The sequence below is a fragment of the Dermatobacter hominis genome, assembly GCF_020715685.1.
Lineage (GTDB): Bacteria > Actinomycetota > Acidimicrobiia > Acidimicrobiales > Microtrichaceae > Dermatobacter > Dermatobacter hominis.
The window spans coordinates 413,809-427,494 of sequence record NZ_CP085840.1 but is presented as its reverse complement, the minus strand read 5'-3'; the positions used below and the strand labels follow the sequence as shown (position 1 = coordinate 427,494).

Below are 13,686 nucleotides of genomic sequence, written 5' to 3'. Positions count from 1 at the left end.
CGGCGCAGCGGACGCCGGGCGACCGGCGGGACCGCCGCCGGCGCGACGAGGACAGGGAGAGGGACATGGCGGGAACGGTGGAGCGGCGCGCGGTGCGCCGGTTCGGCTCGGCTGCGGCGGCGCTGGTCGCGCTGGCGCTCCTGGCGGTCGGGTGCTCCGACTCCGGCGACGGCGACGCAGCCCCGGCGACGGGCGACGCCGGCACCACGGCGTGTACCCCCGAGGGCCAGGAGAAGCCGGCGAAGGCGCTCCTCCGCTGCGGCGGCAGCTCGATCGCGTTCGTCGAGAACCCCTGGGGCTCCGGCACCGGCATCGTCACCGAGGTCGACGGGACCACGTACGTGCTCACGAACGCCCACGTCGTCGACCCCTTCCGGACCGCCGAGGTGACGATCGGCGAGGGCGACACGGCCACGCTGCCCGTCGTCGGGTCCGACGTGGCCGCCGACATCGCCCTGATCGGTCCGGTCGAGGACCGCGACGCCGAGCCGCTACCGCTGTCGTCGGGCACCGACATCGAGAAGGGCGACGACGTCTTCGCCGTCGGCTACCCGGGCGACAACCCCGATGACGACCGGGAGCTCACGGTGGCCTCCGGCATCGTGAGCCGCGTCCGGAAGGTCGCCGACTTCGACCAGACCTACCTGCAGACCGACGCCACGATCGCATCGGGGCAGTCGGGCGGTCCGCTCTTCGACGACCGGGGCCGTGTGCTCGGCATCACCGGCCTCTCCGACGAGGACTTCGGGTTCGCGCTCGTCGGCGCCGACGTCGAGCAGGCCTCCGAGCGTGTGGCCGCCGGGGACGGCGACGACCTGCTGACGGTGCCGGCGTCGGCCGACGAGGACGGCGAGCCGGCCGCCGGCGGCGAGACCTCCGGCACCGCCACGATCGCCGGGGCGGCGGACGGCGCGTCGCTCTACCTCCCGCCCTCCGACGAGCGCCGGACGTGGAAGCTCTCGGTGCCGACGGCGAGCGGTGACATCACCGTCGAGGTGCTCGACGAGCTCACGGGCGACCCGATCGCCGCCAGTGCGTCGGGCCGGCGCCTCGCCACCGACATCGCCAACCAGGTCGCTGCGGCCATGCAGATCGATCCCGCCCAGGCCCTCGCCGAGGTGCAGGCGGCCTACGGCGGGCTGGACCCGGCGATCGCCGGGCGCGAGACCGCGCCCGGCGAGTTCACGATCGAGCTCGACGCCGACCAGGGCGCCGAGGTCGACATCTACGCGCCGCTCTCGACGTCGACGGTCGAGGTGGCGTGGAGCTCCGACCAGCCGATGTGGCCGTTGTCGCGGCCGATCGAGACCGAATCGATGAACGTCGGCGACACCGTCGAGGGCATCCTCAGCGGCTACGACTCCGGCCACGACGTCACGGTCGACCTCGAGGAGGGCCAGCAGGTCGAGCTCTGGGCCCGCTCGCCGCAGGGCGACATGAACGTCACCGTCGTCCCGCCGGGCGCCACGGTCGACGCAGTGTCGTTGTACGCACCCGAGGCGCGCGGCCTGCAGCTGTTCGAGGACTCCGACGTGGGGCTGTTCGGCTACGACGTCCAGGAGCGCTACACCGCCGAGGCGACCGGCACCTACCGGTTCGCCCTGTCCAACTACGACGCCGTGCCGGTGGCGTGGCGGTTCACGGTGACGGACTGCGACGAGGACGACGCCTGCCACGACCGGTGACCCGGCGATCCGGCCGGGTCACGGGCTGGGTACGGAGCCCCGGTCAGGGCCTCACCTGTCGCCGGCGCCGCTGATCGCCCGCTCGAGCGCGCCGACCACCTCGGCCGGCCCGGCGTCCGGTGACAGGACCGCGACCTCGGCCGTGATCGAGGACGGTGCCGCCGCGCCGTCGCCGGTCGTCGCGACGACGACCGGCACGGACAGGTCCTCGTCGCGGAGGGCGGACATCAGCTCCCCGACGGCATCGTGCCGTCCGGCGCCCACGGCGAGCACGACGGCGTCCACGTCCTCGTCGCGCGCCACTGCCGCGACCGCGAGCACCGAGGGGACGGCACCGGCGACGATCACCTCGAAGCCGGCGTCGCGCAGGTGGCGGGGCACCGCGCCCGGCCGGTCGGGCGCCTCTCCCTCCTGACCGGGCGCGCCGAGGGCGGCGACCAGCACGCGCCCACGCTCCACCCGACCACCGAACCCGCGCAGGAAGCCGCTCACCGGCGCCGATGCTACGGGCGCGGCACCCGGGGCGCCGCGACTCGTGCGCCACGCAGCGGTACGGTCCGGTGGTGCCGCACCACCCCCCGACACGTTCGCACCGCCGCGCCGCGCTCCTGGCCGGTGTGCTCGCCGCCGCCCTCGTCCTGGCCGCCTGCGGCGGCGACGACGACCGATCGGACGCCAGCACCACCACCGACGCCGAGCGGGCCACCACCACGAGCGTCGCGACGCCCGCGGGTTCGACCCCCGCCGACCACGCCACGCCTGACGGCGCCCCCGCCGGTGATCCCGAGCCGTCCGCGGCCTGCGGCACCCCCGCCGCCCAGACGGCCTCGGTCACCGAGGAGCACCACTCCATCACCGTCGACGGCGGCGAGCGCTGGTTCCTGCTCACCACGCCGCCGCCCGACGGCGACGACCCGCTCCCGCTGCTCCTCGACTTCCACGGCCTGTCGGAGGGCGCCGAGATCCACACCCGGATGAGCGGGTTCGACGCGCTGGCCCAGGGCGACGGGTTCGTCGTCGCCTACCCAAACGGCACCGGCATGCCCGTGCGCTGGCAGGTCGGGCCCGGCGACAACCCGGATCTCCGCTTCGTCGACGCCCTGATCGACACCCTCGGTGCCGAGCGGTGCCTCGACCTTTCACGGGTGTACGCGACCGGCCTGTCGAACGGTGCGATGTTCAGCTCGGTGCTCGCCTGCCAGCGGCCCGATCGCATCGCCGCCATCGCCCCCGTCTCCGGCCTGCTGTACCCCGAGGACTGCCAGACCCAGCGGCCCGTGCCCGTCCTGACGATGCACGGCACGGCCGACCCGATCCTCTACTTCAACGGCGGCGTGGGGTCGCTCGGCGGCCTGATGGACGGCACGACCGACGCGTCGTCGGTCAGCATCCCGCCGGCCGACATCGAGGGCGCGGGGTACCCGGCGAACGTGCGGAGCTGGGCGGAGCACAACGGCTGCGAGCCGACGCCCGACGACACCCGGCCCGTGCCCGACGTGCTGCTGCGCACCTACGACTGCCCCGAGGACGCCCCGGTCGACTTCTACGTCGTCGAGGGCGGCGGCCACTCGTGGCCGGGCAGCGCCTTCAGCGAGGCGATCATCAACATCGTCGGCCCGACGAACATGGCGCTGCACGCGAGCGAGCTCGTCTGGGACTTCGTGAGCGGGTTCCGGCTGCCCGAGCGCTGAGGACTCGACCCGCAGCAGACCGGCCCGTGACGCGGACCGGCCGGCTGGGGGACCCAGCCGGCCGGTCGACGTCACTCGCAGGAGACGACCTCAGCTGCCGCCGATCTCGCTCAGCTCCTGCGTGCACTCGGTGATCGTCGAGGCGAGGCTCGGGTCCTTCACGACCTCGGACGTGAGGTCCATGGCCTGGGAGCTCAGGTCCTTCGCGTCCTCCGCCACCTCCTTGGCCAGGTCCACGTCGTTGTCGGCGATCGCCTTCTTCGACTTCTCGGCGAGCGCCTTGGCGTCGTCGCAGAACTTGTCGACCTTCTCGTTCCCGGTCGACGAGCCCGAGCCCGAGTCGGACGAGTCCGACCCCGAGTCGGACGAGTCCGACCCCGAGTCGGACGAGTCGGCCGAGTCGGACGAGTCGGAGCTGGGCTTCTCCTCGCTCGACTTGGACGTGGTCGTGGAGCCGTCGGCGGCATCGTCGTCGCCACCGCAGGCCACCAGGAACGCGGCCGGCACCACCAGCACCAGCAACACACCCATCACACGCTTCATCTGCTCACGCACCTTCCGGTCCACCGACGCCCGCCGATGGGCGCCGGCTCCTCACTTTCTTATCGGCAGAAGCTCGCGACCGGGTGCACCGGGTGGCGATCTCATGACCCCCAGCGGCTGATCGCGGGACCGTCGGCGGGGACGGGCGGGCCATGCGGGCCCGTGGCCACCGACGGCGGCTGAACCGGCCCCGCCCTGCATGGCGCTCCGCCGTCGTGAGGGGTTCGAGGTCCGCCGGACGGGCCGGGACGGTAGCGTCCGTCGGGGCGGGACGACGGACCGGGGGGCTCATGACGACCGACATCTGGGTGCTGGGCGGCTACCAGAGCGACTTCGCCCGCAACCTGCACCGAGAGGGCATGGGCGTCGACGCGCTGACCGACGAGGTCGTCCGGGGCACCCTCGCTGACGCCGGCATCGACGCGACGGCGGTGCAGACCGTCCACGTCGGCAACGCCTTCGGCGAGCTGTTCACGGGCCAGGCCCACCTCGGCGCGATGCCCGCCACGGTGTGCGACGCGCTCGTCGGCGTGCCGGCGGGGCGCCACGAGGCCGCCTGCGCGTCGGGCGGGGTGGCGACCCGCGCCGCGGTCGCCGACCTCACCGCCGGCTTCTACGACGTCGCCCTCGTCGTCGGCGTCGAGCTGGAGCGCACCGTCCCGGGCCAGCAGGCGGCCGACCACCTGGGCGCGGCGGCGTGGGTCGGACACGAGGGCCGGCCGGGCTCGGTGGTGTGGGCCGACATGTTCGACCAGGTCGCCGACGAGTACGACCGCCGCTACGGGATCGACGACGTCCACCTGCGGCGCATCGGCGAGGTCAACCTCGCGAACGCCAAGGACAACCCGAACGCCCAGACCCGCGACTGGCACGTGCCCGACCTGTCGGGACCGGCCGGCGCCGACGACGACGTCAACCCGGTCGTCGAGGGCCGCCTACGACGATACGACTGCAGCCAGATCACGGACGGCGGTGCCGGCCTGGTGCTCGTGTCGGACGCCTGGCGCCGCGAGCACCCCGACGTCCGCCCGATCGCACGCATCGCCGGCTGGGGGCACCGCACCGCCGGGCTCCCGCTCGAACCGAAGTTCGCCGCCAGCAAGGACGACCCGTACGTGATGCCCCACGTGCGCGACGCCTTCGCCGACGCCCTCGACCGGGCCGCCGCCACCCTCGACGACCTCGACGCCCTCGAGACGCACGACTGCTTCACGCCGAGCGAGTACATGGCGATCGACCACATCGGCCTGACGGCGCCGGGCGAGTCCTGGAAGGCGGTGGAGTCGGGCGAGATCGAGCGCGGCGGTCGGCTCCCGGTCAACCCGGGCGGCGGGCTGATCGGCGGCGGCCACCCCGTGGGCGCGTCCGGCGTGCGGATGGTGCTCGACGCAGCTCGCCAGGTGAGCGGGAGCGCCGGCGACCACCAGGTCGACGGCGCACGGCGCGTCGGCACGCTGAACATCGGCGGCAGCACCGCCACCACCGTCACCTTCGTCGTCGAGTCCGCCGACCGCGGCTGACCTCCACCGTTCGATCCCGGAGCGCACCATGACCACCTCCGAGCCCACCGACCTCGCCGGGTCCACCGCCGCCACCCCCGGGGCGACGCTCGTCGCCACGGTCGCGTCGACCCTGCCGGCCGACGACGCGCACCCCTACCGCACCGGCGCCTGGCGCCCGCAGGTGCACGAGTGGGACGCCGAGCCCACCGTCGTCCAGGGGGAGATCCCCGCGGACCTCGACGGCATGTACCTGCGTAACACCGAGAACCCGGTCCACCCGGCGCTCAGCGCGTACCACCCGTTCGACGGCGACGGGATGCTCCACATGATCGAGTTCCGGGACGGGCGCGCCGCCTACCGCAACCGGTTCGTGCGCACCGACGGGTTCCTCGCCGAGGCCGCGGAGGGCCAGTCGCTGTGGTCAGGGGTGCTCGAGATGCCCGACGACGCCCCGCGCACCGACGGCTGGGGGGTCCGGGGCCGCATGAAGGACGCGTCGAGCACCGACGTGGTCGTGCACCGCGGCGAGGCCCTGACGAGCTTCTACTTCTGCGGCGACCTCTACCGCACCGATCTCTCGACCGGGGCCACCGTCGGCAAGCAGGACTGGGGCGGCGCGGCGCCCGAGTGGGGCATCTCCGCGCACACCAAGGTCGACCCGGCGACCGGTGAGCTCCTCTTCTTCTCCTACAGCAAGGAGGCGCCGCACCTCCGCTACGGCAGCGTCGACGCCGACGGTCGGCTGCAGGTGCTCGTCGACGTCCCGCTGCCGGGGGCGCGGCTCCCCCACGACATGGCGTTCACCGAGCACCACGTGATCCTCAACGACTTCCCGCTGTTCTGGCGCGAGGACCTGGTCGAGGCCGGGCTCCACGTGCCGAAGTTCCACCGCGACCTGCCGTCGCGCTTCGCCGTGCTGCGCCGCGACGGCACCGGCCCGATCCGCTGGTTCGAGGCCGATCCCACCTTCGTCCTGCACTTCGTCAACGCCTACGAGGACGGCGACGAGATCGTGCTCGACGGGTTCTTCCAGCGCTGCCCGCAGCCGTCGGCCAAGGGTGCGGCGTCGCTCGAGGAGGCCGCGTTCCGGTCGATCTGCCTCGATGGGCTCCAGACGGTCCTCCACCGCTGGCGGTTCGACCTGGCGACGGGCACCACCTCCGAGGAGGACCTCAGCGACCGCTACACCGAGTTCGGCATGATGCCGCTCGGCCTGCAGACGAAGCCGCACCGCTACGTGTACGCGGCCACGGGCGAGGAGGGTCGGTTCCTCTTCGACGGCCTGGTCAAGCACGACCTCGTCGCCGGCACGGAGGAGGCGATCACCTTCGGCCCGGGCGTCTACGGGTCCGAGACCGTGGTCGTCCCCCGACCCGGAGCAACCGCCGAGGACGACGCCTACCTCGTGACCTTCACGACCGACGTTCGCGAGGACGTGTCGTCGTGCGTCGTCTACGACGCAGCCGACCCGTCGGCCGGCCCCGTCTGCACGCTCCGGCTCCCGGAACGCATCAGCAGCGGCACCCACGCCACGTGGGCCGGGCGCGCCGAGATGGCCGGCGCCACCATGCTCCCCGCCTGACGCCCGACCGCCGCGCGACACCCGCGGAGCTCGGGTCGAACCGCGCCCACATGGCGCCCGAGGCGTCCCGGGCTCACGGGCGGGTCGAGCGGACGGCGGCGCCCATGGCGACGACGATGCGCTCGAGCAGCGACGGCGAGGTGCCGAAGTTCAGCCGCACCATCGACTCGTTCCCCGCCCCGAACGGCGGGCCGTCGCTGACCGCGACGCGACCGTCGGCCAGGAACGTCGCGGCAGGGTCGTCGAGGCCGAGCGACCCGCAGTCGAGCCAGGCGAGGTAGGTCGCCTCGGGCGGGCGCAGCACCACGCCGGGCAGCTCGCTCGCGACCAGGTCCACGAGCAGGGCTCGGTTCTCGTCGAGCTGCTCGAGCAGCTCCCTCCGCCACCCGTCGCCGTCGCGGTACGCCGCCACCGATGCGGCGATGCCGATCGACGTCGGCCCGGCCACCTCGAACACGCGCCGCCGTCGCCAGCGCGACGCCGTGTCGTGGTCCGAGGCGACGACCTGGGCGCAGCGCAGGCCCGGCACGTTCCACGCCTTGGACACCGACACCACCGTCGTGGTGTGGGCGGCGGCGGCGTCCGACACCATGGCGTAGGGCACGTGGCGGGCGCCGGGCAGGACCAGCGGGGCGTGCACCTCGTCGCTGATCACCCTGGCGCCGTGGCGCTCGACGACCGCGGCCAGCGCCTGCAGCTCGTCCACGCCGAAGGCCCGGCCCGTAGGGTTGTGGGGGTTGGTCAGCAGCACCGCCCCGGCACCGGCGGCCAGCGCCTCGCCGATGCGGTCGACGTCCAGGGCGAACCGGTCGCCGTCGAGCACCATCGGCACCTCGATCGAGCGTCGACCAGCGAGCTCCACGACCTCGAACTGCGGCGGGTACGCCGGCGTCGGGACCACGACCGCCGCACCGTCCGGGACGTCGAGCCGCAGCGATCCCGCGATGCCGCCGAGCACGTCGGCCACCGGCTGGATCCGCTCGGGCGCGACGTCCCATCCGTGGGACGAGGACAGGTGGGCCGCGCACGAGCCGGTCAGCTCCGACAGGTCGGCCACGGGATAGCCGAAGTCCTCCCGGTCGACGGCGTCGCGCACCGCAGCGAGCACCGGGGGCGCCACGTCGAAGTCCATCTCCGCGACCCAGGCCGCCAGCACATCGGGGCCGTACAACGACCACTTGACCGACCGTCGACGCCGGAGCCGGTCGAGGTCGACGTCGAACGCGGCGCCGCGCCGGTCCGTCCTGTCGCCCATCGAACCTCCTCGCGGCGGCCCCACCGGGCCCGGATCGGTCACCCTAGGGCGCGCCGGTAGGGTCCCGGCCGTGAAGCGACAGGACAAGGCGGACCTCATCGGGGAGATCCTCGATGACCTCTACCCGGACCCACCGATCCCGCTCGACCACACCGACCCGTACACGCTGCTGGTGGCGGTGGCGCTGTCCGCCCAGACGACCGACAAGAAGGTCAACGAGGTCACGCCCGCGCTGTTCGCCGAGGCGAGCACCCCCGAGGAGATGGTCGTGCTCGGACCGGACCGGATCCTCGAGCTGATCCGGGAGATCGGCCTCGCACCCACGAAGGCGCGCAACCTCTGGACCGCGGCGAACCAGATCGTCGACGCCGGCGGCGAGGTCATCGAGGACTGGGACTTCCTCGAGTCGCTCGCCGGCGTGGGGCACAAGACCGCCAGCGTCGTGATGTCGCAGGGCTTCGGCCACCCGGCGTTCCCGGTCGACACCCACATCCACCGCCTCGCCGCCCGCTGGGGCCTCTCGAACGGCACGAACGTCGAGCGGACCGAGCGCGACCTCAAGGCGGTGTTCCCCGTCGACACGTGGAACCGGCGGCACCTGCAGATCATCTTCTTCGGCCGCGAGCACTGCCCGGCCCTGCGCCACGACATGCTCGCCTGCCCGATCTGCTCGTGGGCCGCCTCGAAGCGGCGGATCGCCGAGGAGGCCCGGGCCGCCGCGCCGCGACTGCGGCGCTGACCGGCTCCGACCGTCGGCACTCGGCCTCGGCACGATCCCGCCGGTCGACCCGACGGGTCAGGTCGACAGGTCAGGTCGACGGCAGGTCGTCGGGTTCGAGCCGGAACCCGTCGCCGTCGCGGTGCACCCGCCCGCCGCCCGGGCCGCCGACGAGCGTCGTCAGCAGGGTGCCGCCGCGCTCGGCCAGCTCCTCGAGCAGCGAGCGCCGGAGCGGGGCGTCGGCGGCGGAGCCGTCGAAGCGGGCGTCGTCGGGATCGACCACCTGCAGCGGGTGGATCACCAGGTGGCCGGTGTAGAGCGCCAGCTCGCCGCCGGACTCGATGCGGACGACGCCGTGACCGAAGCTGTGCGCGGCCGAGACCTCGACGGCGACCGACGGCGTGAGCGCGACCGAGCCGTCGACCTCCTCGATGGCGGTCAGGGCGGCCAGGGCGCGAAAGTCGTCGATGCCGGGTAGGTCCTCGCCCCGGGCGACGGCCGCGACCTCCTGGGCCGGGTACACGTGGCGGGCGCCGGGGAACGACGGGCGCCACCCTCCCTCGTCCGGGCGAGTGGCCCAGCCGATGCCCTCGAGGTGGGTCGCCACGACGACGTCGACTGCGTCGGGCTCGACGCCCGCCCGGGCCGCGGCGTCGAGGAGCCCGCCGGCGGCATCGGCCGCGCCGGCGCCGTCTCGGTCGGCCTGCAGCCACGGGTCCGCCACCACCGTGAGGTCGCCGTCGAGCACTGCGAGCGCGCTGAAGGCGACGCGGTGCTCGGCCGTCGACGGCGCGAACGCCGGGACCGTCCAGGCAGGCAGCGGCACCTCGGACGGCATCGCGAAGTCGGCGTCGACCACCCTCACGACCTCGACATCACCGACCTGCCACCGCTGCACAGCCTGAGCCTCCCAGACCGTCCGGCCCCGCGCCCACGACTTCTGGGTCGGTCAACGGCCCTTCCACACCAGCCAGACGCCGAAGACCACCTCGACCACCAGCGCCACCTGGCTGGAGTGGCGGGCGACCCAGGCGTGCACCGACGCAAAGGAGCGGGCCGCCGGTCCGGGCGCTGCGACCCGGACGAGGAGCGGCAGCGTGGCCGGGAGCGACGTGATCGCCACGGCCACCACCAGGGCGACGGCCTTGTCGGCGTCGCAGGCGTGCGACCGGGCGATCTCGTGCATCGCCGGCAGGTACAGGAGGATCGTCGAGAAGTTGCCGATCATCATCGCGGCGCCGAGCACCGCGGCCGAGCCGAGGCCCTCGCGCTCGGGGTGGCCGGCACGGCCGCCCGCCGGGGCGTCGCCCGGGTCCACCGGCGCCGCCCGGTCGGTCGCCAGCATCCGCAGCAGCGTCGCCGCTGCGAGGATCAGCAGCAGCACGCCGACGACCAGGTCGATCGTCCGGGTGACCTCGAGCCGGAGCGGCGACGGGCGGCCGACGTGCTGGGGCAGACGGAGCCCGACGACCGACAGCCCGGCGAGGACCACGAGCACGCCGCCGACGAAGGCGACCCCGCGGGCGACCGGTCGGCGCGGCGACGACAGGATCAGGAGCGCGACGGCGAGGACGGTCGGGCTGATGGCTGCGCCGACGGCCAGCGGCAGGACGTGCGACAGCAGCTCTCCCACGGTCGGAGTGTACGGAGGCCCTCCCGGGAACCGGTCCGACCGCCGTTGCCGCGGCCGTCGTCCCGACCGTAGGGTCGCAGCCGACCCGGCCGGTGGCGCCGACCGGCGCCCACCTCCCCCATGGACCCGACCCGCGACCCCGACCCTCTGGCCTCGCGCCTGCGGGGCTTCGGCACGACGATCTTCGCCGAGATGTCGGCGCTGGCCGAGCGGACCGGTGCGATCAACCTCGGGCAGGGGGTGCCCGACGACGGGCCGCCGCCCGAGGTCCTCGACGCCGCGATCGCCGCCATCCGCGCCGGGCGCAACCAGTACCCGCCCGGTCCCGGAGTGCCGGCCCTGCGCGAGGCGGTGGCGGCGCACCGTCGGCGGTTCTGGGGCATCGACCTCGACCCGGACACCGAGGTGCTCGTCACGGTCGGCGCCACCGAGGCGATCGCCGCCGCGGTGCTCGCCCTCTGCGAGCCCGGCGACGAGGTGGTCGCCTTCCAGCCCACCTACGACTCCTACGGCGCGGCCGTGGCGATGGCGGGCGCGCAGCTGAGGCCGGTGACCCTCCGCGGCCCGGACTTCGCGCTCGACGTCGACGAGCTGCGCGACGCCGTGACGCCCCGGACGCGGCTGCTCCTCGTCAACTCGCCCCACAACCCGACCGGCAGGGTGCTCGGCGACGACGAGCTGACGGCGATCGCCGACCTGTGCGTCGAGCGGGACCTGATCGCCGTGACCGACGAGGTCTACGAGCACCTCGTCTTCGACGGCGTCCACCGGCCGCTGTCGACGTTCCCCGGCATGGCGGAGCGCACGCTGTCGATCTCGTCCGCGGGCAAGACCTTCTCGTGCACGGGGTGGAAGGTGGGTTGGGCGACCGGCCCTGCGGCGCTGGTGGCCGCGACCCGGACCGCGAAGCAGTTCCTCACCTTCACGGCGGGCGGGCCCTTCCAGGAGGCGGTCGCGGTGGGCCTCGGCCTCGACGACGACGTATTCCGGGCCCGCTGCGATGCGCTCCGCACCCGGCGGGACGTCCTCTGCGCCGGACTGGAGCGGGCGGGCTTCGGCGTGCGACCGCCGGCCAGCACCTACTTCGTGACCGCCGACATCGGACCGCTCGGCGCGGACGACGGCGTGGAGTTCTGCCGCTCGCTGCCCGAGCGCTGCGGCGTCGTGGCGGTGCCGACCTCGGTGTTCTTCGACGACCCGCGGCTCGGGGCGCGGCTCGTCCGCTTCGCCTACTGCAAGGACCTGGCGCTGCTCGAGGAGGCCGTCGAGCGACTGGTCGCCTGACCGGGGCGCCGGCTGGCGTCAGGCCGACACGACGGCGGCCCTCACCGGGGCGTACTCGGTCCAGGCGTCGAGGTACGTCGCCTCCCAGCGATCGGTGTGGCCGGTGGCGGCGAGCCGGTAGTACAGCGTCCGTCGCTGCTGCGGCGCCGTGTTGCCGCCCTTGTTGTGCCCGAGGAGGTGGTGGGCGAGCACGAGGTCGCCGCGCCGGCCCAGCACCGGCACCTGCCGGGCGAGCACCGGCGGGTCCGGGATCAGCGTCGAGTGGCCGCCACTGCCCTGGAGCACCTTGGTGCCGCGCTCGCGGAAGAGCTGCTGGTGGTCGAGGTGCGATCCCGGCCACACCCACAGGTTGCCGGTGCTGGGCTCCGACTGGTCGCTCAGGAGCACGCCGACCAGGAGGGTGAAGCTCGCAGGCGGGTCCTGGCCCGGTGCGTGGCCGTCGATGTGCGGACCGCCGGGGATGTGGTCGTAGGGCGCGGTGGTGGTCGAGACCTGGACGTGGTCGAACGCGAAGTCCAGCCCGAGCGGGTCCACCAGCTGCTCCGCGAGCGACAGCGCTGGCGACCGGCGCAGGACGTCCTCGCAACGGGGCAGACGTGCCCGCGGCTCGAACCACGCGTTGACGCCGGGACCGCCGTCGCCCTCCATCGGCGGGGTGCCGGCGACGAGCTCGTCGACCTCGGCGTCGGCGGCGGCGAGGAGGGCCTCGTCCACGACGCCGGGCAGGAGGAGGTGGCCGTCGGTGGCGAACCGTCGGAGGTCGTCGTCGTCCAGGCGCATCGGCAGATGCTGCGCGCCCTCGACGGTCGCCGACCACCGGGTTTCGGCCCCCGGCCGGCCCGGCGTGCGCCGGCCGGGAGCGTCGACGCGGTCGGGGCGATCAGGCGGTGACCGGTGCCGACCACGTCGCGGCGACCGCCGGATCGGCCAGGTAGTCGGCGAAGTCCCTGGGACCGTGGCCGGTGGCGGTGACGACGTCGTCGGAGGTCCACGCCCCTCCCCCGTCGCGGATGACGTCGAGGAGCGCAGCGAGGACCTCGGCGTACTCGGGGGGCACGCCGGAGCCCACCGCCGCGTCGATCCACTCGCCGCGGTCGACGTCCACGTGGCGGACGGGCCGCCCCGTCACCGCGCCGATGCGTGCGGCGGCCTCGGCGAAGGTGAGCGCCTCGGGTCCGGTCAGGGTGTAGCCCCGACCGTCGTGGGCCGACGGGTCGAGCAGCGCCGCCACCGCAGCATCGGCGATGTCGTCGACGTGGACGAACGCCTCGGCACCGTCGCCGGTCGGCACGGCGATCTCGCCCGCCAGCACGCCGGGGAGGAAGATGAACTCGCTGAAGTTCTGCATGAACCACGAGGGCCGCAGGACGGTGTGGCGGAGGCGATCGCGACCGGCGAGGTCGAGCTCCACCGCCCGTAGCGGGACCTCGGCCGGCGCTCGGTCGACGCCTCGGGCGCTGAGGTACGTGACGTGGGTGGTGCCGGCGGCCTCGGCACGGTCGAGGAGGTCGGCGACCGCTGGGGGGAACGAGAGGTCGAGGGCGGGCGGGACGAGGTACAGGCCGGTGACGCCCTCGAGGGCGGCGTCGTGGGTCGTCGGGTCGTCCCAGTCGAAGGTGACGTCGGCGCCGGACCGGGCTGCGGTCCGCACGTCGACGCCGCCGTCGCGGAGGCGGCTGGCGATGCGACGGCCGGTCTTGCCCGTGCCGCCGAGGATCAGGATGGTGGGTTCGTTGTCGGTCATGAATCCATCCAACGCCCCATCAGCGAGCGCTTCCATGTTGCGATCCGCC

The 13,686-nt window shown here is 74.0% G+C and carries 13 protein-coding genes; 6 read left to right on the top strand and 7 right to left on the bottom strand.

Annotation, left to right across the window (positions count from 1 at the left end):
* Positions 1–65 precede the first annotated feature (65 nt).
* Positions 66–1,685, top strand: coding sequence for a S1C family serine protease (locus tag LH044_RS02065; RefSeq protein WP_227758137.1), 1,620 nt, complete (start codon positions 66–68; stop codon positions 1,683–1,685).
* A gap of 51 nt (positions 1,686–1,736) precedes the next feature.
* Here LH044_RS02065 and LH044_RS02060 read toward each other — a convergent pair whose 3' ends face one another.
* Entirely contained in the window at positions 1,737–2,177 is a 441-nt protein-coding gene (locus LH044_RS02060; RefSeq protein ID WP_227758136.1) for a hypothetical protein, read from the bottom strand.
* 71 nt (positions 2,178–2,248) lie between these two features.
* On the opposite strand from LH044_RS02060, the gene LH044_RS02055 reads away from it, so the two are divergent.
* On the top strand, positions 2,249–3,376 hold the full coding sequence (locus tag LH044_RS02055; RefSeq protein ID WP_227758135.1) for a CE1 family esterase: 1,128 nt from the start codon (positions 2,249–2,251) through the stop codon (positions 3,374–3,376).
* A 90-nt stretch (positions 3,377–3,466) separates the two neighbouring features.
* On the opposite strand, the gene LH044_RS02050 is transcribed toward LH044_RS02055, so the two are convergent.
* Positions 3,467–3,907 (bottom strand): hypothetical protein, encoded by a 441-nt coding sequence (locus LH044_RS02050; RefSeq protein WP_227758134.1) that lies wholly within the window; start codon positions 3,905–3,907, stop codon positions 3,467–3,469.
* A gap of 302 nt (positions 3,908–4,209) precedes the next feature.
* On the opposite strand from LH044_RS02050, the gene LH044_RS02045 reads away from it, so the two are divergent.
* Positions 4,210–5,439 carry an acetyl-CoA acetyltransferase gene (locus LH044_RS02045; protein WP_227758133.1) on the top strand — a complete coding sequence of 410 codons (1,230 nt, stop codon included), beginning with the start codon at positions 4,210–4,212 and terminating at the stop codon, positions 5,437–5,439.
* A gap of 28 nt (positions 5,440–5,467) precedes the next feature.
* Positions 5,468–7,003, top strand: a complete 1,536-nt coding sequence (locus tag LH044_RS02040; protein ID WP_227758132.1) for a carotenoid oxygenase family protein — start codon at positions 5,468–5,470, stop codon at positions 7,001–7,003.
* Positions 7,004–7,076: 73 nt separating this feature from the next.
* Here the strand turns inward: LH044_RS02040 and LH044_RS02035 are convergent, their stop codons facing one another.
* Positions 7,077–8,258: a MalY/PatB family protein gene (locus tag LH044_RS02035; protein WP_227758131.1), complete on the bottom strand. Its 1,182-nt coding sequence runs from the start codon at positions 8,256–8,258 to the stop codon at positions 7,077–7,079.
* A gap of 70 nt (positions 8,259–8,328) precedes the next feature.
* On the opposite strand from LH044_RS02035, the gene LH044_RS02030 reads away from it, so the two are divergent.
* Positions 8,329–8,997, top strand: coding sequence for an endonuclease III domain-containing protein (locus tag LH044_RS02030; RefSeq protein WP_227758130.1), 669 nt, complete (start codon positions 8,329–8,331; stop codon positions 8,995–8,997).
* Between the two features lie 70 nt (positions 8,998–9,067).
* Here the strand turns inward: LH044_RS02030 and LH044_RS02025 are convergent, their stop codons facing one another.
* On the bottom strand, positions 9,068–9,874 hold the full coding sequence (locus tag LH044_RS02025; RefSeq protein WP_227758129.1) for an MBL fold metallo-hydrolase: 807 nt from the start codon (positions 9,872–9,874) through the stop codon (positions 9,068–9,070).
* A 51-nt stretch (positions 9,875–9,925) separates the two neighbouring features.
* The gene (locus tag LH044_RS02020; protein WP_227758128.1) at positions 9,926–10,609 is read right to left on the bottom strand and encodes a GAP family protein; all 684 of its coding nucleotides are present in this window, start codon (positions 10,607–10,609) and stop codon (positions 9,926–9,928) included.
* Between the two features lie 120 nt (positions 10,610–10,729).
* On the opposite strand from LH044_RS02020, the gene LH044_RS02015 reads away from it, so the two are divergent.
* Positions 10,730–11,893, top strand: coding sequence for a pyridoxal phosphate-dependent aminotransferase (locus tag LH044_RS02015; RefSeq protein ID WP_227758127.1), 1,164 nt, complete (start codon positions 10,730–10,732; stop codon positions 11,891–11,893).
* An 18-nt stretch (positions 11,894–11,911) separates the two neighbouring features.
* Here LH044_RS02015 and LH044_RS02010 read toward each other — a convergent pair whose 3' ends face one another.
* Both LH044_RS02010 and LH044_RS02005 read right to left on the bottom strand, forming a co-directional pair.
* Positions 11,912–12,673, bottom strand: a complete 762-nt coding sequence (locus LH044_RS02010) for a phytanoyl-CoA dioxygenase family protein (RefSeq protein ID WP_227758126.1) — start codon at positions 12,671–12,673, stop codon at positions 11,912–11,914.
* 100 nt (positions 12,674–12,773) lie between these two features.
* On the bottom strand, positions 12,774–13,637 hold the full coding sequence (locus LH044_RS02005; RefSeq protein ID WP_227758125.1) for a Rossmann-fold NAD(P)-binding domain-containing protein: 864 nt from the start codon (positions 13,635–13,637) through the stop codon (positions 12,774–12,776).
* Between the last annotated feature and the right edge of the window lie 49 nt (positions 13,638–13,686).

What these genes read in the sequence shown, in the direction of transcription:
- LH044_RS02050 (WP_227758134.1), bottom strand. Translation starts at nt 3,907, where the DNA reads ATGGGTGTGTTGCTGGTGCTGGTGGTGCCGGCCGCGTTCCTGGTGGCC.
- LH044_RS02010 (WP_227758126.1), bottom strand. Translation starts at nt 12,673, where the DNA reads ATGCGCCTGGACGACGACGACCTCCGACGGTTCGCCACCGACGGCCAC.
- LH044_RS02065 (WP_227758137.1), top strand. Translation starts at nt 66, where the DNA reads ATGGCGGGAACGGTGGAGCGGCGCGCGGTGCGCCGGTTCGGCTCGGCT.
- LH044_RS02040 (WP_227758132.1), top strand. Translation starts at nt 5,468, where the DNA reads ATGACCACCTCCGAGCCCACCGACCTCGCCGGGTCCACCGCCGCCACC.
- LH044_RS02005 (WP_227758125.1), bottom strand. Translation starts at nt 13,637, where the DNA reads ATGACCGACAACGAACCCACCATCCTGATCCTCGGCGGCACGGGCAAG.
- LH044_RS02045 (WP_227758133.1), top strand. Translation starts at nt 4,210, where the DNA reads ATGACGACCGACATCTGGGTGCTGGGCGGCTACCAGAGCGACTTCGCC.
- LH044_RS02035 (WP_227758131.1), bottom strand. Translation starts at nt 8,258, where the DNA reads ATGGGCGACAGGACGGACCGGCGCGGCGCCGCGTTCGACGTCGACCTC.
- LH044_RS02015 (WP_227758127.1), top strand. Translation starts at nt 10,730, where the DNA reads ATGGACCCGACCCGCGACCCCGACCCTCTGGCCTCGCGCCTGCGGGGC.